This window comes from Micromonospora sp. NPDC047753, assembly GCF_040642735.1.
Classification (GTDB): Bacteria; Actinomycetota; Actinomycetes; order Mycobacteriales; family Micromonosporaceae; genus Micromonospora.
Genome location: NZ_JBEYSL010000058.1, coordinates 1 through 20,880 on the forward strand (window position 1 = coordinate 1; position 20,880 = coordinate 20,880).

Below are 20,880 nucleotides of genomic sequence, written 5' to 3' on the forward strand. Positions count from 1 at the left end.
CGGCGACAGCGAGCCGGGGGCACGTCCGGTGGTGGTCAGCGCGGACGCCAACCGGGCCCGCGCGGACGCGCACGCCGCCTGGGCGGAGCTGCTCGTGTGTCTCAGATGACGGACCTTCGGCCGACCTCAGCCCGCTGACTCACGACCCTGGTGGGGAGCCCGTGCAGTCGGGTGCGCACCACCAGGTCGTGCAGGGCGTTCACGGCTGCCGGAACTGCGCGTTCGGGCAACACCGAGGCGTCCCGGGCCGTCTCCAGCTCGGTGCGCAGCCGCGACACGTCGGTGGCGAGCCACCCTGCAACGCCCGCGGGGAGCGGGCCATGCTCGGCCTCCCGTTTGGCGGCAATGAGATCCGGTACGTACGACAACCTCGATCGGTCGGCAACCACCCTGCTGCGAGTTCAGCGGCGTCCCGGGTCAGGAAGAGCCTGTGGCAAGTCCGAACTCTTCGGCGACAAGGCCCAAGGACCGTACGCGGTCGGCGGGGTCGTGGATCAACGAGGTGAGCATCAACTCGTCGGCATGGGTTCGCCTCTGCAGCGCTGTCAGACCTTCGCGCACCATGTCGGGCGCCCCGTGGATGACGTTGCCCAGCCAGCTTTTGACGAACTCCTTCTCCTCCGGCGCGTAAGGGCGGTGCTCCGCCTCGTCCGGGCGGGGAAGGACGGCCTGCTTTCCCTGCCGCGCAAGCATCATCATCAGCGCACCCGGCCGAGCCAGGCGTTCGGCTTCGGGTGCGGTCGGGGCGCAGGTGACGTTCACGGAGACCATCACGTGTGGTGCGGCCAGGGCGGCGGACGGCCGGAAGGTTCTCCGGTACTCGTCGACGGCCCGCAGGGACTGCACGGGATTGATGTGGAAGGCAGCCGCGAATGGCAGGCCGAGGCGTGCCGCCACCTCTGCACCCGTGGCTCCCGAGCCAAGTGTCCAGACGGGAAGGTTGGGCGCCGCCGGCACCACGTGCACGTTGTCACGCCGGTAAGGATGGTTCTCTGGGAAGGCGTTGCGAAGGAAGCCCAGAAGCTCCTCGACGTCGTCGCCGAAAGTGCTGCCATCCGAGCCCTCGCCGCTGCGACGCAGCGCCTGCATGACCGACGGCAGACCACCGGGACTTCGGCCGACCCCCAGGTCGATGCGGCCGGGATGGAAGGCGTTCAGGACGCCGAACTGCTCGGCCACGATCAGTGGTGCGTGGTTGGTGAGCATGACCCCTCCCGACCCCAGCCTGATGAAGCGGGTCGCGGCACCGAGGTGGGCGAGGAGGACGGCAGGGGCCGGGCTGCTTGAGGCGGGAAAGCTGTGGTGTTCGGCGACCCAGAAGCGCCGATAGCCCCAACGCTCGGCGGCCTGCGCCAGGATCCTGGTCTGGTGGAGCGCGTCGGCCGGCTGGCTCCCGGTGCCCCTGATGACCAGATCGAGAATCGACAGCGGTGCCGGACTCGTCCCGTGCCGCCCGTCCGGGGCCGCGCCTGTCGGCAGATTGGTGCCACGTCCTTGTTCCATCGCCACTCCCCTGACCTCGAACCGAAACGAACGTGGGGCCTACTGAGGCACCATCGTCAGACCAACGTCTCGCCACCATCGACGGCCAGCGTGGTGCCGGTCGTGAAGGTGCTCGTGAGGGCATAGAGGACCGCGCGGACGACGTCGTCCGGGTCGCCCACCCGACCGGCCGGGTTGCGGGCCGCCCGACTCGCGAAGAGCTCTTCCTTCTGCTCCTCGCCGAGCGCGTCGTAGGCACCGCTGTCGATGGTGCCCGGCGAGACCGCGTTCACCCGCAGCGGTGCGAGTTCCACGGCCAGGGCCCGGGTGACCGCGTCGACGCCACCGTTGGTGGCTGCGACCGCCAGCATGCCCGGCACCGGCTTGCGGGCTGTCGCGCCCGAGAAGAAGACGAAGCTGCCGTCCTGCGGCATGCGCGGCGCGAGGTGTTTGGCCAGCAGGATCGGGCCGAGCACCTTGGTCGACAGAGACTGCAGCACGGCGGCCGGCTGCAGGTCGCTCAGACGTCCGCGAGCCCGGGCCGATGCTGTCGACACGACATGGTCGACGCGACCCAACCGTTGCGCGAGCGCCGCCACGCTCGCCTCATCCGTGACGTCGACGGATTCCACGGTCAGCTCCTCGCCGTACGCGTCCGCCAGGGCGTCACGGTTGCGGGAGGCGACGATCACTGTGGCGCCGGAGGCGCGTACGGCGGTGACGATCGCACCGGCAATGCCGCCGCTCCGGCCAATCACCAGGACTGTTCGGTTCTGCAGTTCAGTGTGCATAACTCAGTTCCTCTTCGGGATTCAGGCGGACGCCATCGAGGGTCGCCAGGCGGAGTTGATCAGCGGTTGACGACGGTGGCCTGGGCTCGCGCCTCGTCGATGACGCGATTGAGAGTGGTGAGGTCCTGGGGTCCGTCGTGACGCCGGCCGTTGACGAAGAACGTGGGAGTGCCGGCCACACCGCTGCGGTCGGCCGAATCGATGTCGCGCTGAACCCGGGCCTCGTGCCGGTGGCGGGCCAGGTCGTCGCGGAACTGGTCGAGGTCGAGGCCGAGCTGCTCGGCGTACCCGGTCAGGTCGTCAGGGGTGAGTCGGTCCTGGCGGTCGAGCAGCAGGGTGTGCATTGGCCAGAAGGCACCCTGGTCCCCGGCGGCCTCGGCGGCTTCGGCGGCTGTCTGCGCGTACGGATGGACGTCCGGCAGCGGCAGATGCCGCCACACGTACCGCACGTCGGTGTTCGCGATGAGCAACTCCTGGGCGGTGGGCCCGACCATCGCGGTCCACGGGCATTCGAAGTCGCCGTACTCGACGACGGTGACGGCGGCGGTGGGAGGGCCTTGGATGTGGTCGCGGTTGTCGTCCACCGGCTCGGCCAGGTCGACCAGCCGCCCCGCGGTGCCGAGCAACGCCCGAGCCCGTACTCCCTCCGGAAGGGTCTCGATGACGCGGTAGACGGCGAAGCTCAGCAGAGCCGCACCGGCCGCTGCCGCAAGGATCCCGATTTTTGCCTGGTCGAGCGCATCACCGGTGAAGGCCAGGTTCGCGATCAACAGCGATACGGTGAAGCCGATCCCGGCGATCGTGCCGCTCTCCAGGACCGCGCCCCAACCAACGGGTGGGCGCAGCGAGCCTCCGCTGAGGCGTTCCGCCAGCCAGGAGGTGAGGACGACGGCAGCCGGCTTGCCCACGACGTAGGCGAGGACGACGCCGATCGTGATCGGCGATCGGAGGGCCTGGCGCAGCGAGTCACCGTCGATGACGATGCCCGCGTTGGCCAGCGCGAACAGCGGGACGATCCCGTAGCTGGTCGCGGCGTGCAGGGTATGGCGCATCCGGGAGTTGGCCGACAGCGCACCAGCCAGACCCCGGGTGGCCACGGCCGCCAGCTTCGCCGACGGCTGCTCCCGGAACAGCCGGACCAGCCTGGTCGCCTCCTGAAGCTCGGTGCGGCTGGGCGTGTATGCCGTCGTGGCCAGCCCTGCGGCCAGCCCAGCGACCACCGGGTCGACGCCGGCCGAGAGCAGCCCAGCCCAGGTCAGGACAGTACCCAGCGCGAAACTCCAGCCTCGGAGCCGGTGCGGCAGGCGGCGGCCTGCCAGCAGGCCGGCGTAGGCCACCACGGCCACCGCCATGCCCGGCACCGCGATGTGCTCGCTGTAGGCGAGGGCGATCACGATCAGGGCAACCAGGTCGTCGACGACGAACACGGTCAGGACGAAGGTTCGGATTCGCTCCGGCGCGTGTGCCGCGATCAGCGAGAAGGCTCCCAGCGCGAGCGCTGTGTCGGTGGACATCGCGATGCCCCATCCCACGGCACCGGCTCCCCCGTGGTTCACGATCAGATAGATGCTGACCGGAATCACCATCCCCGCCGCGCCGGCGAGCACCGGGAGGGCCAGGCGACGTCGCTCGCGCAGGTCACCCAGATCGAACTCCTGGCGCGCTTCGAGGCCGACGACGAGGAAGAACAACGTCATCAACCCGCTGTTGACCCAGGTGCGTAGGTCGAGGTGCGCCGCCCATGGGCCGAGCTGGACGGTCAGGACCCAGGACCAGAGGCCGTCGTAGTCGAGCGAGGGCAGGTTCGCCCAGACGAGGGCGACGGCGATGGCGGCGACGAGGAGCGTGGCGCCGGCGGATCGGATACGCGGAGGCCCGCGGCGGGCCGTCGTCCCGATGGGCGTCATCACCATGGACGTCATCGAGTCGGACTTGATCGCTTGTCGCACCTGCCGCATCGCTTTCCTCGTGACCGGTCCGGTCGGGTGAGAGCCTGCCGTTCGCTTGCGCACGGCCACCGGCCAGCCCCTGGCTCGGCGTGCCGGCATCGTCAGGCGGAGAGAACCGCTGATCTCAGGGAACTCATCGCGTGGAAGGCTCGCGACTTGACCGTTCCGATCGGCACGCGAAGGAGGTCGGCGGCATCGCCTGCGCTGCGGCTCTGGAGGTAGACCTCCTCGAACGCTCTGCGGCGCTCGGGGCTCAGCTTGCGGAACGCGTCCAACATGGACTCGCGGGCCACCACGAAGTCCATCGGGTCCGCCGGCGAGGAATAGTTCTGCAATTCGCGTTCGCCCTGGAACTCCTGGGGCCGCCGTACGCGCTTGCGCGCCTCGTCCGCCGACACGTTGCGAGCGATCGTGAAGAGCCATGGCTGGATGTGGTCCTCGTCGGCGGGGACGTCGCCGATGTGCCGCCAGACCTTCAACATCGTCTCCTGCAGGAGGTCTTCGACGATCTGCGGCCGGTAGGTGTTGATTCGTTTGAGATACCGGAGCAGGACGCCGGAGCGTTCCTCGAAGATCTGCCGCAACTTGTCCACGTCGTCGAGGCGTGGAGCATGACTGGTCATCAAGAACTCCTGGACCGCGTGGTCGCCTTCCCTCTGTCGGGCATGGCCATGGACAGCCGGCGGCCGAGGAAGTCGCGGATGATCGTGGCAACCTCCTCGCCGGCGCTTTCGAGCAGGAAATGCCCGCCGTCGAGCAGGTGGATCTCGGCGTCGGTGGCGTCGGTGGCGAAGGCCCGCGCACCGTCCGGGCCGAAGATCTCGTCGCCACGGCCCCACACCGCCAGCACCGGTACGCCACTGCTGCGCAGGTACTCGTGCAGACGAGGGTAGAGCGGCGGGTTGGTGGCGTAGTCGCGGAACAGGGCAAGCTGGATGTCGTCGTTGCCGGGCCGGCTCAGCAGGGCGTAGTCGTGATGCCAGGTGTCCGGGCTGATCAGGGTCTCGTCGGGCGTGCCGGTGAGGTACTGCCAGCGGGTCACGTCCAGGGTGAGCGCCGCACGGATGGCGGACTCGGTCTCCGGGGTCTGCTCCTTCTGGTAGTTCCACACCGTCTGCCAGAAGCTGTCGACGAAACCCTCCTCGTACCCGTTGCCGTTCTGCGTGATGATCGCCGTGATCGCCTCGGGGTCGCGCAGGGCCAGCCGGAATCCGACGGGTGCTCCGTAGTCCTGTACGTAGATGGCGTACCGCTCGATGCCGAGCTGCTTCAGCAGGTCGGCGGTGAGGTCGGTCAACGCGTCGAAGGTGTAGCCGAACTCGTCGGCTGCGGGAGCGTCCGACAGCCCGAACCCGAGGTGGTCGGGCGCGATGACGTGATACTGATCGGCCAGCGCCGGGATCAGGTTGCGGAACATGAACGACGACGTCGGGAACCCGTGCAGGAGGACCACGGTCGGCGCGTCGGTCGGGCCGGCCTCCCGGTAGAACAATTGACGCCCTGCTACTGAGGCATACCGGTGGTGAACGTTCGGCACGACTCCCCCTCCTTCACTGCGGTGAACCGTCAGGACGGTCTTCGACCTGTACGGTTGCGAGCTTGGCTCGGCGAGAAAGGGCTTCGCCTCCGAATCAACCCCGGGCCGACCCCCGGCCTTGGCCCCGGGGGTGTTGGGCGATACGTCAATCAACAACGAGGCTCGCCGTACCTTTTAGGCAATATTGTCCCGTTCACGGGCTTCCCCGGGGAAGATTGCCAACGTCCGGGGGTGCAACCGGTGGCGGACCCCTGACTCGATCCGGCTGACGGCGCGCAGGATTGCCCGATGGACGTTGACCCAGACGCCGAGGGCCCACCGGCAAGCCCTCGGCCGCCGCTCGACGGGCCTGACGAGAACCGGCTCGAGGAGCTGAGGCGGCGTACGGCCGCCGGTTACGGCGGTGGGGTACGCATCGTCGGAAGGCGCGGCATCCGCAGCTCAGCTGCCTTGGACCAGCTGATCGACCAGGCTGCCAACTTCCGCGTGCTTCGGATTCGGCCGGTCGCTGCCGAGCAGGGGATCCCCTTCGCAGCGCTGCATCTGCTCTGTGGTGAGCTGCTTGAGGGCTGCGCGTTCCTTCCGAGCGCTCATCTCGCGACACTGAAGGCCGCGTTCGGCCTGATCGACGAGCCCAGGCCCTGTGTTGACGTGGTCGCGCCCGCTGTGCTCGAGTTGCTCAGCGGCATCGCCCAGGTGCAGCCCGTCTGCGCCGCCGTCGACGACGCCCACTGGCTGGATGAGCCCACCGCCGAGGTTCTGGCCTTCGTCGCCGCCCACGCAACCCAGCGAGCCCTGATGATCGTGCTCGCCGGCTTGCATACGCCGCAGCTCGACCCATTCGAGCAGTTCCCGGTGATCCACGTGCGGCCGATCGATCGCAGCGAACTCCGCGGTCAGCTCGGGGCCGTCTGGCCGGATCTCGTCGACGAGGTCGTGGCCGAACGCATGCTGGCAGAATCCGGCGGAGAGATGTGCGTGCTGGTGGAGTCGCTGCGGGGCTACTCGGCGGCGGAGCTGGCCGGCGGATTCGCGATCCCCGGCCCACGTCGCGCCCGTTCGTGCTCGCACGCGGGCGACTGTCCGAGCGGTATCGGTCAGCTCACCCCGGTGTCGCGGCGGCTTCTGCTCGCCGCGGCGGCCGACCCGACCGGTGACGTCCCGCTCTTCGAGCGCATGGCCGCCGAGCTGGGCGCCGACCCGGAGATCCTCGTCACGGCCCATCTGGTCGAGGTCGGCGATCATGTCACCTTCGCCTGCGCAGAGCTGAGATCGGTCAGCTACCACTCGGCTGTGCCCGCCGAACGGCGACTGATCCACCGCAAGCTCGCCGAGAACACGATCGGCGATCCGACCCGGCGGTTGTGGCACCTCGGCCTGGCGGCCACCGCCCGCGACGACGTTCTCGCCGATGACCTCGCGACCCACGCCGGCCTGGCGCAGACCCGAGGTGGCACAGCGGCCCGTGCCGCATTCCTCGAGAGGGCCGCCCTGCTCACCAGCGAGCCGGCCGGGCGCGCCGACCGCGCGCTCGCGGCGTCGGCTGCGATGTACGACCACGGCGACCTCGCCGGTGCCCAGCGGCTCCTGGCCACCGTTGCGCCGGAGTCGCAGGACGCCGTCCGCGCCGCTCGGTGGAAATGGCACCGAGTTCGGATCCAGACCGCCGTGTGCTCCGGTGAGGAGCCCACACGCCAACTGCTGGAGGCCGCCCGGCGACTGTGGCCACTCGACCCGGCCGACGCACGGGAGGCATACCTCGATGCCCTCCTCGCGGCGACGCTCGCCAGCGGGCCTACGGATCGCGCGCTGCTGCTCGTCACGGCGACCGAGGCCCGCGCCGCTGTGTGCGAAGAAGGCCGCCGACCGGCCGACCAGCTTCTGTTCGGGCTGGCCACACGGGCACTCGACGGCTACGCCCGCTCGGTCGCCCCGCTGCGGGCAGCAATCTCGGCATTCCGGGAGCCCTCTCTCGACCCCCGGGCGGCACGGTGGCTCGGCCTCGCGGGTCTGCTCGCCGCGGACGTGTGGGACAGCCAGGCATGGCGAGACCTGGCTCAGCGTTACCTCGCGACCGGACCAGGCCCAAGACCCGACGACCTGCTCTCGCAGATTCCCCTGAAGGCTCGCGGTCACGACAGCGGGACCGCCGAGGTGCTCGCGGCCGCGGCGCTGCACAACGCGGGAGGGCGCTACGGCCTGGCCGTCGGGGCGGCCCGCACGGCGCTGCGGTCGGAGCATCCCGGCGTCACGGGTGGGGCGCTGATCGAGCTGGTCGAGGCGGCGGTCCGCTCGGGCGACGAGAGTCTGGCCGTTGAGGCCGCGGCCCAACTTTCGCGGCGCACCACCCCGGCGGGGAGCGACTGGGCGATGGGCGTCCAGGCAACTGCCGACGCGCTACTCGCCAACGAGCAGAACGCGGAGGCGTCCTACCGGGAGGCCATCGAGCGGCTCGGTCGCACCGGCCTGCCCGATCGGCTGGCACGGGCCGAACTGCTCTACGGCGAATGGTTGCGTCGGCGTAACCGCCGCGTCGAAGCGCGGGCTCAGCTTCGCGCGGCAAGCGGGCGTTTCGGCGAGGTCGGCGCCGTTGCCTTCGTCGAGCGGGCCCGCCGGGAACTGCACGCGACCGGGGAAAACACGCGTCAGCAGACCGGCGGGGCTCGACGGCAGCTGACCCCGCAGGAGACCCAGGTCGCCTCGCTGGCTCGGGCCGGATCGAGCAATGCCGAGATCGCCGCACAGTTGGCCATCAGCACCCGTACGGTCGAGTACCACCTGTACAAGGCCTTCGCCAAACTCGGCATCAGGTCCCGCGCGAAGCTGTAGCAGCTTCGGGATCTGCAGCGGTCATGCGTCCTTTCCGTCGCGATACGCCTCCAGCAGCCGCAGCCACACCTCACTGACCGTCGGAAATGACGGCACGGCATGCCACAGCCGGCTGATGGGCACCTGCCCGGCCACGGCGACCGTGGCCGAGTGGAGCAGTTCGGCGACTCCGAGCCCCACGAAGGTCACGCCGAGGATGTGCTCGGTTACGCTGTCGACGACCATGCGTGCACGGCCCTCATAGTCGTCCGCGAACAGACGAGCGCCAGCGACGGTTGCCGCCATGTCGACGTCGACGACCCGCACGTCATGGCCATTGCGGCGCGCCTGGTCGGCGGCGAGCCCGACCGCCGCAACCTCGGGATCGGTGAAGATGACCTGCGGTAGGGCGTGCACGTCAGCCGTAGCCGCGTGCGGACCCCAGGCTGAGGTGTCCAGGGCCCTACCTGCGGCAACGGACGCGATGGCGTCGCCGACGACGCGGGCCTGGTACTTGCCCTGGTGGGTCAACAGTGCGCGGTGGTTGACGTCACCGATCGCGTACAGCCAACCGCCCTCGACGCCGTGGACCCGGCAGGTGTCGTCCACGTCGAGCCAGGACCCCGACCTGAGCCCCACCGTCTCAAGACCGATGTCACCGGTGAGCGGGACGCGTCCGACGGCAACGAGCACCTCGTCCGCTTCCACCTCGGCTCCATCGTCGAGCACCAGCGTCACGGGACCGGTAGGTGACGGCCGGCGCATCGACATCACGGTCGCACCTTGTCGGACGTCGACCCCCGCCTTCCGCAGAGCCGCGCCGACCATCTCGCCGGCGAAGGATTCGAGCCGCGGTAGGAGACGCGGCTCCCGCGCCAACAACGTCACCGCAGACCCCAGACCTTGCCAGGCGGTGGCCATCTCCACACCGACCGCGCCACCGCCGATGATGGCCAAGCGCGCGGGAACGGCCGATGTGTCGGTGGCGGTCCGGTTCGTCCAGACCAACGCCTCAGCGATACCCGGCATGTCCGGGATCGCCGCGCGGCTGCCGGTACAGACCACCACCGCGTGCCGGGCCGTCAGACCGACGATCTGCTCCTCCGGGGTCACGACGGCGACACGACGCGGACCGTCGACACGGCCGTGGCCACGAAACAGGTCGGCACCGATGTCCTTGACCCACCGCGCCTGCCCGGAGTCGTCCCAACCAGTGACCGAGAGGTCGCGGCGGCGGAACACACCGGCAGCGTCGACGGGCCCGGTGACGGCCTGCCGTGCACCGTCGAGCCGGCGAGCCTCGTCCACCGCCACGACCGGGCGAAGCATCGCCTTGCTCGGAATACACGCCCAGTAGGAACATTCACCGCCGACGAGTTCCCTCTCGACGATCGCCACGGTCAGGCCAGCTGCCGTGGCGCGAGCGGCGACGCTCTGTCCGACGGGACCACCGCCAATGACGATCACGTCGTAGGTCCCGCCCGCGGAACCCTCGAATTCGGAATTTCCCATCCTTCTCGCCTTTCGGGATCGCACAGTCGGGTCAGCTTCGGCCACTGTCGCAGTCGGCCCTGTCGAGCGAGTCCGTACTGACCCCGGACCAACCCCGGGGCTCCCGTCGGATGTCGCATTCGTGGCGGCCTGCCCCCGGATCCGCCCGAGCGCGATGCGGAGTGCCTCCTCGTGCAGGACGCGCAGTGACTCGTGCAGGGTGCCGTCGACACGGTGCGCCGCTTTCCGAGCGCTCTCGAGTGCCTTCAGTCGCAGAAGCATCTGCTGCGTGATCGTGTCGAGTTGCGGACGCACATCGGACTCCAGATTCGGCCGGCATCGTGGCCGAAGTTCCGGATGATCCCTCCACAGGGCGTGCAGCCGCCGCTGGAGCACCTTGTTGGCCTCGATCTGAGCCCGGAAGAAGCGACAGCTGAGCGACGGGTCGATCCCGATCTCCCGGGAACGCGCGACGACGTCCGCGAGCAGCCGCTCCTCCCGAGCTTCGTCGTTGATCGGGGTCGTGCTGCCGTACTTGGCGGCGGCGACCTTGTCACCGAGCGCGAGCCGTTCCGCAGCGAGTGCCGTGAGCAGCGACTCCTGCTCGTTCACGTCTGACCACTCCATGACCGCTCTCACGTCGACTTCAGCGCCCGGTTCGACTGCCGGCCTGTGCCTACCGTCACGTTGCACGTCGCCTGCCGCCACAGCCCGCTGCACAACGGCACCCGGTCGACGAGATGCGCCGGTAAACCCCCGCAGGTTTGGTACAGGGCCCAGTCGGACACCGACCTCGCGGTTTGTCGCCGCCCCGATTTGGAAAGGATCTTGTCATGACCATTTGGAGCAGGCTCAAGGACCGGCGAACCAAGCAGATCCAGCAGCGGCGCCAGGAGGCGTACCTGCGCGCATCCGCAGGAGGAGCTACCCCGCAAGAGGCTCGTAAGGCTGCGGACCGGGCGGAGAACAGCGGGACGAACGCCGCCATCATGGGCGCAATCAACAGTTGACATCGCCGGACACGACGCGCAGCCCGAACGCGACGGGCTGCGCGTTTCAACTGTGTCGGCTGCGCTGATCGAGCGGAGAACGCACCCGCCGGAACGCCACCACCTCCGGCGCGCAACGCGACCTGAACCTCGTCAGACGAGCCCACCCCTGTGATCTCTCACACCGGGAGAACTTCGCCCACGGCGCTTCGTATCTGTTGGTTGTGAGTGCTCAAATTCAACAGATCGAGGCCGGGGATCGGTACGAACGCCGACGGCGCCCGACCCCGACAGTCCTCGTCGTGATGTGGTTCGCCGTCGGCGTGGACGCGATCGCGAACCTGATCCCCTTGCCTCTGGCAGGCTCGGTGGTGACCGTGGTGAGCCTGCTGATGGAGCTGACGTTCGCTCTGTCGCACGGCGCCGTGGCCTACCGATGGCGGGGGATTCTGGTCTTCCTTCTGCTGGCGCTGGTGGTCAGCAACGTCATCGAGGACATCGGCGTGCTGACCGGCGTGCCGTTCGGCCACTATCACTACACCGACGAGCTGGGTGCCAAGCTGATCGAGGTACCCGTGCTGATCGGGCCGGCCTACTTCGCCGTCGGTTACATGGCCTGGTCCCTCGCCACCATCCTGTTCCGCCCGGTTCACCGGGGCAGCCCTGTCGTCGCAGTCGTCGGCACGCCTCTCGTCGCCTCCTTCGCGATGGTGGCCTGGGATCTGGCCCTGGACCCGTCGTCGTCGACCCTGCGGGGACGCTGGGAGTGGGAGGACGGCGGTGGGTACTTCGGGGTGCCGCTCACGAACTTCCTGGGCTGGAGCCTGACCGTCTACGTCTTCTACCAGCTCTTCGCGCTGTACCTGCGGCGGTGGGGACCCGAGGCCGACAGTCTCGAACTGAGGCGCGGCGGCTACCTCTCGCTACCGATCGTCGCCTACGTCGTGGTGGCCGGCGACTACGTCGTCACCTGGCTGACCGGCGGCCACGACGGCGTACCAGCACACGTCATGGACGCCACCGGACACCTGTGGCGCTCGACGGACGTCTACGAAAGCTCGGCCCTTTCCGCCATCTACGGAATGGGCTTCCTTGCCCTGCTGGCCGCTCTCCGGCTGGCCGATCAGCGCCGCTCCTAGGCGGTCGCATGTCCAATAGAAGGAGTTCCACCTTGCGTGACTCTGCCCCTCCCCCGTCCTTCCTGCTCGTCCACGGCGGCTATCACACCGCGTCCGCCTGGCTGCCCGTACAAGGCATTCTCGACGCCCAGGGATGGAAGTCCGAGGCGATCAGCATGCCCAGCGCGGGCGAACAGCCCACAGCCGGCCTGTACGAGGACGCCGACGTGCTGGCCGCGAGGCTGCGGGAGATCGAAGGCCCGGTCGTGGTGGTCGGTCACTCCCACGCGGGCCTGACCATCACTCAGCTCGGCGATGACCACCCGAACCTCGTCCGTCTGATCTACGTCGCCGCCTTCATGCCGGCCGAAGGGGTTTCCGCAGCGACGGCTTTCGGCATTCCTGTGCCTGAAGACCCCAGCGGCCTCGCGCCACGCGAGGCGTACGGGAATCCGCGGGAGACGTTCTACTCGGACCTTTCGGACGTCGACGCGAAGGTGGCCATCGACCAACTCGTCGACCAGAGCCTGCTGTCTTGTGTGCAGCCGACGACGCGGGCGGCCTGGCGCAGGGTCCCCTCGACCTACGTGATCTGCACCGAGGACAAGCAGTTCCCGGTCCCCCTGCAGGAGCAGTATGCGTCGCAGACGACCGATGTCGTGCGGATCGCGACGGGCCACTCGCCGATGCTGTCAGCGCCGGACCAGGTCGCCGACATCCTGACAGCTCGTGCGGGCGCAGCCGCCCGGAACTGAGGATGCGAGCCGACTGACCCGCCGGACGAACCGGTCCCGGTCGAGGATGCCATTGCCGGTCCGGCCGTTCCGCGGCCGGACCGGCCAGTGCCGGAATGGGCTGTCAGAGGGCAGCGAGAAACTGGAGCAACAGCCGGTTGACCTCCTGCGGGCGTTCCTGCTGAATCCAGTGTCCGCACCCGGGCAGGAAGATCGGCTCGGCGAAGTGGTCATGCCGACGGGGAAGGGTCCGCACGTAATCTTCGAGCCCACGGAACGCCAGTACCGGGTCCAGATCGCCCGAGATGAACTGCGCGGGCATCGGCAAACGGATCCCGTCGAAGGCGGCGGTGAGTTCCCAGTTGCGGTCGAGGTTGCGATACCAGTTGAACGCTCCGGTGAAGCCGTCCTCGAACTGGGCGGCATAAACCTCCAGGTCCTCCTCGGTCAGCCAGCCCGGCAGCGCCGTACTGCGCTCCGGGTCGATCGCCTCCAGCAGCCCACCACCGACGGGGACCAGCATGTCCCGAGGCGCACGGTTCGCCGGATTATCCCCGCTCACGCCATAGAAGGTACGACGCAAGCTCGTCATCGGGTCTCGGCCGAACTCCTCGTCCGCGACGCCAGGCTCCTCGATGTAGTTCACGTAGAACCGCCCGTGGTGCATCGCGCGCATGGTCGTCAGCTGCCCAGCATCTCCCCGCAGATACGGGGGAACACTCAGCCCCACCACCCCCCGGACCAGGTCAGGACGCATAAGGGCGATGTTCCACGCGACAGTGGCGCCCCAGTCGTGGCCGACCAGCACGGCGTCCTGGGCCTCCAGCTCTCGCATGAGGCCGGTGATGTCGGCGACCAGATGCATGATCGAATAGGCCTCGACCGCCGTCGGATGCGAACTGCTGCCATAGCCTCGTTGCTCGGGAGCCACTACCCGATAGCCGGCCGCCGCCAACGGGCGGATCTGGTGCCGCCACGAGTGAGCCGACTCCGGAAAACCGTGCAGCAGGAGGACGAGAGGCCCGTCGCCCGCCTCCGATATCCTGATATTGATACCGTTGGTCGCGACGAAACGACTCTGTGACATACGACTCCAGTGTGCTTCGTGGTGAGCGACCCGAGACGGCAGACCGTTACCGAGCGCGATCAGGTGCGCCGGAGCTTCCCTGTGCCGCCGCCGTCCCGGGATCAGCGACGCAATTGACGTCGTGAGGTTATGCCCAACTTGGCGAAGATCTTGCTCAGATGCCACTCGACCGTCCGTGGACTGATGAACAGACGGGTTCCGATCTCCGCGTTCGAAAGTCCTTCACGGGCCAGCTTGACGATATGGGTCTCCTGTGGCGTCAGCGGGCCGGCGTCGTTACTCGGCCGTTGACGGACGTTCATCCCAAGCCGATGAGCGGCTGAGGCGGCAAACGCCTCCATGCCCATCGCGGCGAACATGTCGTAGGCCGTCCGAAGCTGGTCGCGACCATCATCGCGTCGGCCGAGTTCGGACAACCATTCACCGTAGTAGAGGTGGGCGCGTGCCGTCAGCGGTCGAATCTTCGTACGGTTGAGCCGCTCGATCGCCTCGACGTACAGATCCTCCGCCCTCGCACCGTTGGTCAGCATCGCGCGGCAGCACGCCTCCATACCGAGTGCCCAGTCGGTGCCGCACGCCTGCGTCGAGATCGACAGCCGCTCCAATGCGTCAGCCCCGAGTTCGGGCTGTCCGCTGCGGGCGGCGGCGATGATCAGCTCGACGAGCGGCGCACCGGTCAACACCCCGGGTTCCAGGCTCGACTGGATCGTCAGCTGAGCTGCGCTCAGCGCCTCACCGAACCGGCCCGCGCCGTTGTAGAGCAACGCCTGGGCCCAGCCGACGATCGCTGGGGCCAGCCCTTCACCGCGGCGGCGGGCGTCGGCGGTGCTGACGGCCGCCAATTCGAGGGTCCGCGCCTCGTCGCCCTGCCACGCGGCGAGCAACAGAGCCATGTAGCTCGGCACCGGTATCCCGGTTCCGTCCGCCACATCGTCGAGTTCCATGATCAGGACGGATGCCTCGGACAGGTCGCCTGCGAACAGGTGCATGAGGATGCGTGTCGTCAGCGCCAGGGGTAGGTCGGCCAACGCCCCGCTCTCGCGCGCCAGCCGGACGTAGCTGCCGGTGAGCGCGTCCGCCGCATCGTCCTGGCAGAGGTCCGTAGCGATGGAGCTGGCGAACCACATCCACCGAAGGCCCTCCTCGCTCGCCAGATCCGGCTTCTGGAACGCCTGCAGCGCCTCCTTCATCTTCGGCACAGCGGCCGCGAAACCCGCGGTGTACCGCACCGCCAGACCGTCCAGAAGAAGGTCCGAGGGCCGCACCGGCGCTGTGGCAACCGGCGCAGCAGCGGCCGCTCGGGCCACATCGCCCAGGGTGCCGCTGCTGCCCGAGTCTGACGCGTACCAGGCCGCGCGCAAGGCGTCGAGATACGTGCTCCGGGCGAGACCGACGTCCAGCGGCTCGAGCCGCGAAGCCGCCTTGAGGAAGAGGTCCGCCGTTTCGCGACCTCGGTCGACCGTGAAGGCGATGTCGGCCCGCAGGAGATCCGCGCGCGCCCGGTCAAGCTCGGAGGAATGATCGGCCTCGGCCAAGGCGAGCAGGCGCAGCGCGACGTCCGGAGCACCGCCCACATGTCGGGCCTGCGCCGCCGCCAACAGCCGCGAAGCCCGCCGGGTCGGATCCGGAGTCAGCTCCGCGGCTCGTTCCAGGAACACTCCGGCCGCCGCGAACCCGCCACGGGTCTGCGCCCGAGCGGCGGATGTCTGCAACTCGGTCGCCACGTCCTCGTCGGGTCCTGCGGCTGCCTGCGCCCGGTGCCAGGCTCGCCGGTCCGGATCCGTGCCGGGCTCCATCGTGTCGGCGAGCGCGGCATGTGCCTTTCGCCTTTCCGTTTCGCTGGCCGCCCGGTAGACCGCCGAGCGCAACAGGGGATGCCGAAACCGCACCCCGAAGCCGAAATCCACGAATTCTGCGGCGAGCCACGAGGCGGTGAGATGGCTCTCGACGGGAACGCCCATACGAGTGAGAGCGCCCCATACCAGCACGGGATCGCCGACGGGTTCGACCGCGGTGACCAGAAGTAACGTCCGGACGTCCGGAGGGAGAGCGGCAATCTGTCGCCGGAAGCTCTCCTCGATGCGGCGAGGCAGAGCGCCGTGGCTGATAATTCCGAAGCCGCCGCCGAGCTCAGCAGCAGTGAAGCCACGCGGCAGTTCGGTGAGCGCCAGGGGATTGCCGTGGCATTCGGCGATGATGCGGTCGAGCACCCTCTCGTCGACTCGCCCGAGAAACGTGGACGCGAGCAACGCCCGCGAATGCTCGTCGGTCAGGCCGGTGACGGTCATGACCGGCAGGCCCTTCAGCTCCGGCATGTCGTCGCTGTCGAGGTCTCCGCGTACCGCGAAGATCATGATCAGCGACTCGGTTCTCAGCCGCCTGGCCACGAACCCGAGGACCTGGGCCGAAGCCTGGTCCAGCCACTGGGCGTCGTCAACGATGCAGACGACCGGCTGTTCGTCGGCGAAGCCAGCAAGCAGGCCGAGCACTCCCAGACCAACCATGAAAAGGTCCGGTGCCTCACCAACGCTCAGACCGAACGCGGTGCTCAGCGCCCGGCCCTGCTGAGCCGGCAGCCGCGCAAGGCGGTCCAGGACCGGCGCGCAGATCTGATGCAGGCCGGCAAACGCGAGTTCGCTTTCAGCCTCCACCCCGGCGGCCTGGACGACCCGGCAATCCCCGGCCTGCGCAAGGGCGTAATCCAGTAGCGCGGTCTTGCCGATTCCCGCCTCACCACGAAGCACGAGGGCCCCGCTGACGCCGACACGCCCACCCGCGAGGAGCTGATCGAGCGCCGCGCGTTCGACGCTCCTGTCCAACAGCACGTTGCGCCGTCTTCGTCTGCTCGTGGCCGCATCGCGGCCGTCCTGGGGAAACATCGCCATAAACCCTAGTCGGGGACGTAGCCGCTGAGCAGGCGCGGTGGCCAACCCCCGGCGACAAAATCCCCTCTGCCCGCAGCCAACGCGCCGGTAAGTCGACCCTCGTCGAGGCGATCGCGGTAGCGGCAGGGTTCAACCCCGGGAGCGGATCCACCAACCGAGGAGGCGGCTCACAGTGGTTCGGATCTGCTGCCCTGGCCGTCCCTGATGCCGGCACGGCAACACCAGCGGCCGGCCCACCTCATCGAGAGCGCGGCTGCCTCCATCGACGCCACCCCGAGATGCGACCATGATCCAGACAGCGTCGTCATCTTTGGTAATACTGCACGACGCAGAACTCGTTGCTCTCCGGGTCGGCCATCACCAGAACCGCGCCTTCCGGGTAGTCGTGCCGTTCGCCGGTCCACCGGCCGCCCAGCGCCCCGATCCGGTCCACCGCTTCACCGGCGTCGGCGACAGCGATGTCCACGTGCAGACGCGCCTTGCCGACCTTGGGCTCCGGTACCGGTTGGAACGTCAACACCGGCCCGCCGTCGGTGACGATGACTCGCCGCCAGCCGGGTAGGGATTCCATCACCCGGCCGCCGAGCACGGCGGACCAGAAGTCAGCCAGCTTCTGTGGATCTTGACAATCTATCGTGACGCCGGCAAATCGGCCCAAGGTCGTCGTCATGGGCCCAACGTAGCCGTGCCACAGAGCCCTTGTCAGGGAGCACTCAACTCGGTAGATCAGTACACCGGCTTGGACCTACCGCTCACAGCGCAGCGCTCGGCTGAGGCCGTCGGATGAACTGTCGGTCGCGGGCGGTCACCGAAGCCCTTGGGCATGCCGCTCGAAGAACGACGTCGAGGACCAGGTCGGGATCCGCTACGTAGGCGCCGCTGGCCCATGCGGCGTTTGCCTCGATCACGGCCCAGTGACCGTCAACCAGTCCTACGTCGACGACGATGGCGGAGGGCAACGTGTGCCCGTAGCCGGCGATGAGATCGGCGCCGAAGGCTAGCGCGTCGGTTGACGGAGGGCCGAGGTGCAGTCGGCCGTGCGCGGCGTACTGACTGCCGGCGTAGACAACAGCGTCGAGCACGTGTAGCCGGTACTCGGCGGTGAAGTCGACGATGTCGCTGACGAGCACTGGAGTCCGCCGGTCGACAGTATCCGGGCCGGGCAGGCGGGAGCCATCCGTGTAGATCATCGCCGGGATGTTCTTGTCATTGGGCGACTTGATGAACGCCGGTCGCCGGAGTTCGTAGGCCTCGCCGATGGCGACCAGGGTGATGTCGCGGCGGGTAAGTTCACGAGGAAGCCCAGTCAGCCAGCCAGGTTCCGCTTCCAGCGGCGCGATCCCCAGCAACGGTGCGACGACGTCGGCGAAGCTCGGTCCCGCATGAAGGTGATCAGCACGCAGTCCGGCGGGCACTTCGAAAGAGCCGAGCTGGACGGTGCGTATTCCGCGTCGATGAGCGGCGTCGCGCAAGCTTCGAGCCGAGGCCGTCAGACGTGGCGGCAGAACAAGTGTCACGGCTGATGATCCTGCCCCGATACGCCGTCACAATTACAGCGGTTATCAGGCGGACCGGTGCCGCCGGCAACGATCCTGCAGTGGGTGCAGGCGAAAACCCGTGTTCGGTGTCGTCGGAAAACGTCTCGATTCGACCGACGGGGTTCGACCACAATGTCACAGTGGATCGCGAGCACCTGGTGAAGTTGAGCAAACGGATGTCGAAGGCCCTCCGGCACGAACCCGGCCGGGCCGGCCTGGTGCTCGACCCGGCCGGTTGGACTCCCGTCGACGCTCTGCTCGCCGCCCTACGGATCGAGCGGGCCGAGCTGGACGCGGTCGTCGCCGGCAACGACAAGCAGCGGTTCGCTGTCGAGCGCGGCACCGACGGTGTGCTGCGAATCCGGGCCAACCAGGGCCACTCGGTCCCGGTGGACCTCGGACTGCCCCCGGTGACCCCACCGGACCGGCTCTATCACGGCACCAGCGCCGACGCGCTGGAGTCGATCCGGGCCACCGGCCTGCACCGCGGGGGCCGGCACCACGTCCATCTCTCCACCGACACCGAGACCGCCCATCGGGTCGGCTCCCGGCGGGCCGGTCGGGTCGTGATCCTCACCGTTGACGCGGCGGCGATGGCCGCCGACGGGCACGTGTTCCACCGCAGCGCGAACGGCGTCTGGCTGACCGACGCGGTCCCTGCCAGCTATCTGCTCGACTGAGCCCTGGCCTGGCCCGGGCCGCCGAGAGGCTACGTCAGCTTGGAGCTAGCCGGTGGTTTCGAACACAGCGCTCCCAGTGCGCTGGAATCCTGGGAATGGATCGTGGATTCGCTCGACGCGGTCTTACGCAGCCGCAGCACTCGCTGACCCGACGACGGCCGCACCACCGCCAGCGGTTCGCGGCGCGGCGCGGCGATGAACATCGAGATCTCGATCGAGAGGCTTGAGGCAATGCCCACCGAACACCAGTGGATCACCACACCGGTCACCGCGGACCTCGTGCGCGGCTTTGTCGATCTGGAGGCGACCGCGCGCGGTTTACTGCCGCATCGGCTGACCGCCCGGGCACGCCAGCAGATCCCCGACGACCAACTGGCCATGGCTGAGGCCCAGCCCTCCGGCGTGCGGCTGGCTTTCCGTACCCGGGCCACCACCATCGAACTGGACACGCTGCCCACCAAGCGGGTCTACCAGGGCTTCCCGCCCCCACCGGACGGCGTCTACGACCTGCTGATCAACGGCCGCCTGGCCGCACAGACCTCGGTGCCCGAAGGCAACGTCCGGACGGTTACCAACATGTTCACCCAAACCTCTGTGCTGGCCGAAGGGCCGGCCGGCACCGCCCGCTTCGCGGATCTGCCGGACGGTGAGAAAGACATCGAGATCTGGCTTCCACACACCGAGATCACCGAGTTGATCGCGCTGCGCACCGACGCGCCCGTCGAGCAGACCCCGCCCAACGGAAGCAGGACGTGGCTGCACCACGGCAGTTCCATCAGCCACGGCTCGAACGCCGATCATCCCACCGCCATCTGGCCAGCCCTCGCCGCGGCCGAGGGCGGCGTGCAGTTGGTCAACCTGGGGTTCGGCGGGAGCGCGCTGCTCGACCCGTTCACCGCCCGCGCCATGCGGGACATCCCTGCGGACCTGATCAGTTTCAAGATCGGCATCAACATCGTCAACAGCGACGTGATGCGTCTACGCGCCTTCACCCCTGCGGTCCACGGCTTCCTCGACACTGTCCGCGAAGGGCACCCGACCACACCACTGCTGGTCGTGTCCGCCATCCTGTGCCCGGTTCAGGAGGACACCCCTGGTCCCCTCGTGCCGGACTTCGAGGGCGGGACTCTGCGGTTCAAGGCCACGGGCGATCCGGCCGAGCGCAGCGCTGGGCGGCTGACCCTCACCGTCATCCGTGACGAACTCGCCCGGATCGTCGAACAACGCTCGGCCGATGACCCGAACCTGCACTACCTCGACGGACGTGACCTGTACGGCGAGGCGGACTACGCCGAACTCCCACTGCCCGACGGGGTGCACCCCGACCCTGCCGGACATCGCCGTATCGCGGAGAACTTCGCGCGGCTCGCGTTCGGCGACGGCGGCCCCTTCGCCACCAAGACCGGCTGACCGTCCGAGCGCAGAGACGCAAACGGTGGAACGTGGCGCCGTGCCCACCGATCCTCCAGCGTCCGACTCTCCGTACTGGTGTGAAGACGACGGCGGGGAGGAGGAAGAGCGATCAGCAGCCAGGTCATCGCGATCGCGGTTTGGTGTGGCATCAAGCGTGATCGCCCGCTCAGGTTCCGCCGCCCCCTGCCCTGAGCGCCGGGACGGCGGCGGTCCAGACCAGCGCGGCGTGCGCGATGTCAGCTCCATTCCCTGGCCAGCGCCCGGCGCAGCACACGTACGGCGACCCTTGCGGACGGGCTTCGAGGCGCCCGACTCCCTCGGCGAGTTGTCCCACTCATCACGCTTGGAGTGCGCCCCGAGCCGGTGGGCGAAAATCCC

Annotated in this window: 17 protein-coding genes and 1 pseudogene; 6 read left to right on the plus strand and 12 right to left on the minus strand. The window is 68.6% G+C overall.

Features of this window, described 5'->3' with window-relative positions; translation table 11 throughout:
- Positions 1-101: 101 nt before the first annotated feature.
- The 6 genes and pseudogenes from ABZ749_RS07815 to ABZ749_RS07840 all read right to left on the minus strand — a co-directional run.
- Positions 102-374, minus strand: a pseudogene (locus ABZ749_RS07815) (hypothetical protein); the annotation flags it as partial.
- Between the two features lie 43 nt (positions 375-417).
- Entirely contained in the window at positions 418-1,503 is a 1,086-nt protein-coding gene (locus ABZ749_RS07820) for an LLM class flavin-dependent oxidoreductase (protein WP_357224069.1), read from the minus strand.
- Positions 1,504-1,559: 56 nt separating this feature from the next.
- On the minus strand, positions 1,560-2,273 hold the full coding sequence (locus ABZ749_RS07825; protein WP_357224072.1) for an SDR family oxidoreductase: 714 nt from the start codon (positions 2,271-2,273) through the stop codon (positions 1,560-1,562).
- Positions 2,274-2,332: 59 nt separating this feature from the next.
- Positions 2,333-4,231, minus strand: coding sequence for a Na+/H+ antiporter NhaA (locus ABZ749_RS07830; protein WP_357224075.1), 1,899 nt, complete (start codon positions 4,229-4,231; stop codon positions 2,333-2,335).
- A 92-nt stretch (positions 4,232-4,323) separates the two neighbouring features.
- Positions 4,324-4,845, minus strand: coding sequence for a sigma-70 family RNA polymerase sigma factor (locus tag ABZ749_RS07835; RefSeq protein ID WP_357224079.1), 522 nt, complete (start codon positions 4,843-4,845; stop codon positions 4,324-4,326).
- Complete coding sequence (locus tag ABZ749_RS07840) at positions 4,845-5,759, minus strand: alpha/beta hydrolase (RefSeq protein WP_357224081.1); 915 nt, start codon at positions 5,757-5,759, stop codon at positions 4,845-4,847. Before ABZ749_RS07840 ends, ABZ749_RS07835 begins: the two co-directional genes overlap by 1 nt.
- Positions 5,760-6,047: 288 nt before the next feature.
- Here ABZ749_RS07840 and ABZ749_RS07845 point away from each other — a divergent pair, with 288 nt between their 5' ends.
- Positions 6,048-8,588: a LuxR C-terminal-related transcriptional regulator gene (locus ABZ749_RS07845; RefSeq protein WP_357224084.1), complete on the plus strand. Its 2,541-nt coding sequence runs from the start codon at positions 6,048-6,050 to the stop codon at positions 8,586-8,588.
- 21 nt (positions 8,589-8,609) lie between these two features.
- On the opposite strand, the gene aroQ is transcribed toward ABZ749_RS07845, so the two are convergent.
- Complete coding sequence (gene aroQ / locus ABZ749_RS07850) at positions 8,610-10,685, minus strand: gamma subclass chorismate mutase AroQ (RefSeq protein ID WP_357224087.1); 2,076 nt, start codon at positions 10,683-10,685, stop codon at positions 8,610-8,612.
- Positions 10,686-10,891: 206 nt separating this feature from the next.
- Between aroQ and ABZ749_RS07855 the strand changes: the two genes are divergently transcribed.
- The 3 genes from ABZ749_RS07855 to ABZ749_RS07865 all read left to right on the plus strand — a co-directional run bounded on the left by ABZ749_RS07855 (position 10,892) and on the right by ABZ749_RS07865 (position 12,920).
- Positions 10,892-11,068 (plus strand): hypothetical protein, encoded by a 177-nt coding sequence (locus tag ABZ749_RS07855; RefSeq protein WP_357224089.1) that lies wholly within the window; start codon positions 10,892-10,894, stop codon positions 11,066-11,068.
- Positions 11,069-11,352: 284 nt separating this feature from the next.
- Complete coding sequence (locus tag ABZ749_RS07860) at positions 11,353-12,186, plus strand: carotenoid biosynthesis protein (protein WP_357224111.1); 834 nt, start codon at positions 11,353-11,355, stop codon at positions 12,184-12,186.
- 32 nt (positions 12,187-12,218) lie between these two features.
- Positions 12,219-12,920, plus strand: a complete 702-nt coding sequence (locus ABZ749_RS07865) for an alpha/beta hydrolase (RefSeq protein ID WP_357224092.1) — start codon at positions 12,219-12,221, stop codon at positions 12,918-12,920.
- Positions 12,921-13,023: 103 nt separating this feature from the next.
- Here ABZ749_RS07865 and ABZ749_RS07870 read toward each other — a convergent pair whose 3' ends face one another.
- From ABZ749_RS07870 to ABZ749_RS07885, 4 genes are all read right to left on the minus strand, one after another.
- Complete coding sequence (locus tag ABZ749_RS07870) at positions 13,024-13,986, minus strand: alpha/beta hydrolase (RefSeq protein WP_357224095.1); 963 nt, start codon at positions 13,984-13,986, stop codon at positions 13,024-13,026.
- 101 nt (positions 13,987-14,087) lie between these two features.
- On the minus strand, positions 14,088-16,865 hold the full coding sequence (locus tag ABZ749_RS07875; RefSeq protein ID WP_357224097.1) for a LuxR C-terminal-related transcriptional regulator: 2,778 nt from the start codon (positions 16,863-16,865) through the stop codon (positions 14,088-14,090).
- Positions 16,866-17,175: 310 nt separating this feature from the next.
- Positions 17,176-17,541 carry a VOC family protein gene (locus ABZ749_RS07880; protein ID WP_357224099.1) on the minus strand — a complete coding sequence of 122 codons (366 nt, stop codon included), beginning with the start codon at positions 17,539-17,541 and terminating at the stop codon, positions 17,176-17,178.
- An 82-nt stretch (positions 17,542-17,623) separates the two neighbouring features.
- The gene (locus tag ABZ749_RS07885) at positions 17,624-18,388 is read right to left on the minus strand and encodes an ATP-grasp domain-containing protein (RefSeq protein WP_357224102.1); all 765 of its coding nucleotides are present in this window, start codon (positions 18,386-18,388) and stop codon (positions 17,624-17,626) included.
- A 161-nt stretch (positions 18,389-18,549) separates the two neighbouring features.
- Between ABZ749_RS07885 and ABZ749_RS07890 the strand changes: the two genes are divergently transcribed.
- A complete protein-coding gene (locus ABZ749_RS07890; protein WP_357224105.1) occupies positions 18,550-19,089 on the plus strand; it encodes an RNA 2'-phosphotransferase in 540 nt (179 codons plus the stop codon).
- Positions 19,090-19,118: 29 nt separating this feature from the next.
- On the opposite strand, the gene ABZ749_RS07895 is transcribed toward ABZ749_RS07890, so the two are convergent.
- Entirely contained in the window at positions 19,119-19,328 is a 210-nt protein-coding gene (locus ABZ749_RS07895; protein ID WP_357224107.1) for a hypothetical protein, read from the minus strand.
- Between ABZ749_RS07895 and ABZ749_RS07900 the strand changes: the two genes are divergently transcribed.
- Positions 19,321-20,499: a GDSL-type esterase/lipase family protein gene (locus ABZ749_RS07900; protein ID WP_357224109.1), complete on the plus strand. Its 1,179-nt coding sequence runs from the start codon at positions 19,321-19,323 to the stop codon at positions 20,497-20,499. The genes ABZ749_RS07895 and ABZ749_RS07900 overlap by 8 nt on opposite strands.
- Positions 20,500-20,880 lie beyond the last annotated feature (381 nt).

Bases quoted from the DNA above. Each gene is read 5' to 3' on its own strand.
- ABZ749_RS07820 (WP_357224069.1), bottom strand. From the start codon at position 1,503: ATGGAACAAGGACGTGGCACCAATCTGCCGACAGGCGCGGCCCCGGAC.
- ABZ749_RS07825 (WP_357224072.1), bottom strand. From the start codon at position 2,273: ATGCACACTGAACTGCAGAACCGAACAGTCCTGGTGATTGGCCGGAGC.
- ABZ749_RS07830 (WP_357224075.1), bottom strand. From the start codon at position 4,231: ATGCGGCAGGTGCGACAAGCGATCAAGTCCGACTCGATGACGTCCATG.
- ABZ749_RS07835 (WP_357224079.1), bottom strand. From the start codon at position 4,845: ATGACCAGTCATGCTCCACGCCTCGACGACGTGGACAAGTTGCGGCAG.
- ABZ749_RS07845 (WP_357224084.1), top strand. From the start codon at position 6,048: ATGGACGTTGACCCAGACGCCGAGGGCCCACCGGCAAGCCCTCGGCCG.
- aroQ (WP_357224087.1), bottom strand. From the start codon at position 10,685: ATGGAGTGGTCAGACGTGAACGAGCAGGAGTCGCTGCTCACGGCACTC.
- ABZ749_RS07855 (WP_357224089.1), top strand. From the start codon at position 10,892: ATGACCATTTGGAGCAGGCTCAAGGACCGGCGAACCAAGCAGATCCAG.
- ABZ749_RS07860 (WP_357224111.1), top strand. From the start codon at position 11,353: ATGTGGTTCGCCGTCGGCGTGGACGCGATCGCGAACCTGATCCCCTTG.
- ABZ749_RS07870 (WP_357224095.1), bottom strand. From the start codon at position 13,986: ATGTCACAGAGTCGTTTCGTCGCGACCAACGGTATCAATATCAGGATA.
- ABZ749_RS07875 (WP_357224097.1), bottom strand. From the start codon at position 16,865: ATGTTTCCCCAGGACGGCCGCGATGCGGCCACGAGCAGACGAAGACGG.
- ABZ749_RS07880 (WP_357224099.1), bottom strand. From the start codon at position 17,541: ATGACGACGACCTTGGGCCGATTTGCCGGCGTCACGATAGATTGTCAA.
- ABZ749_RS07900 (WP_357224109.1), top strand. From the start codon at position 19,321: ATGCCCACCGAACACCAGTGGATCACCACACCGGTCACCGCGGACCTC.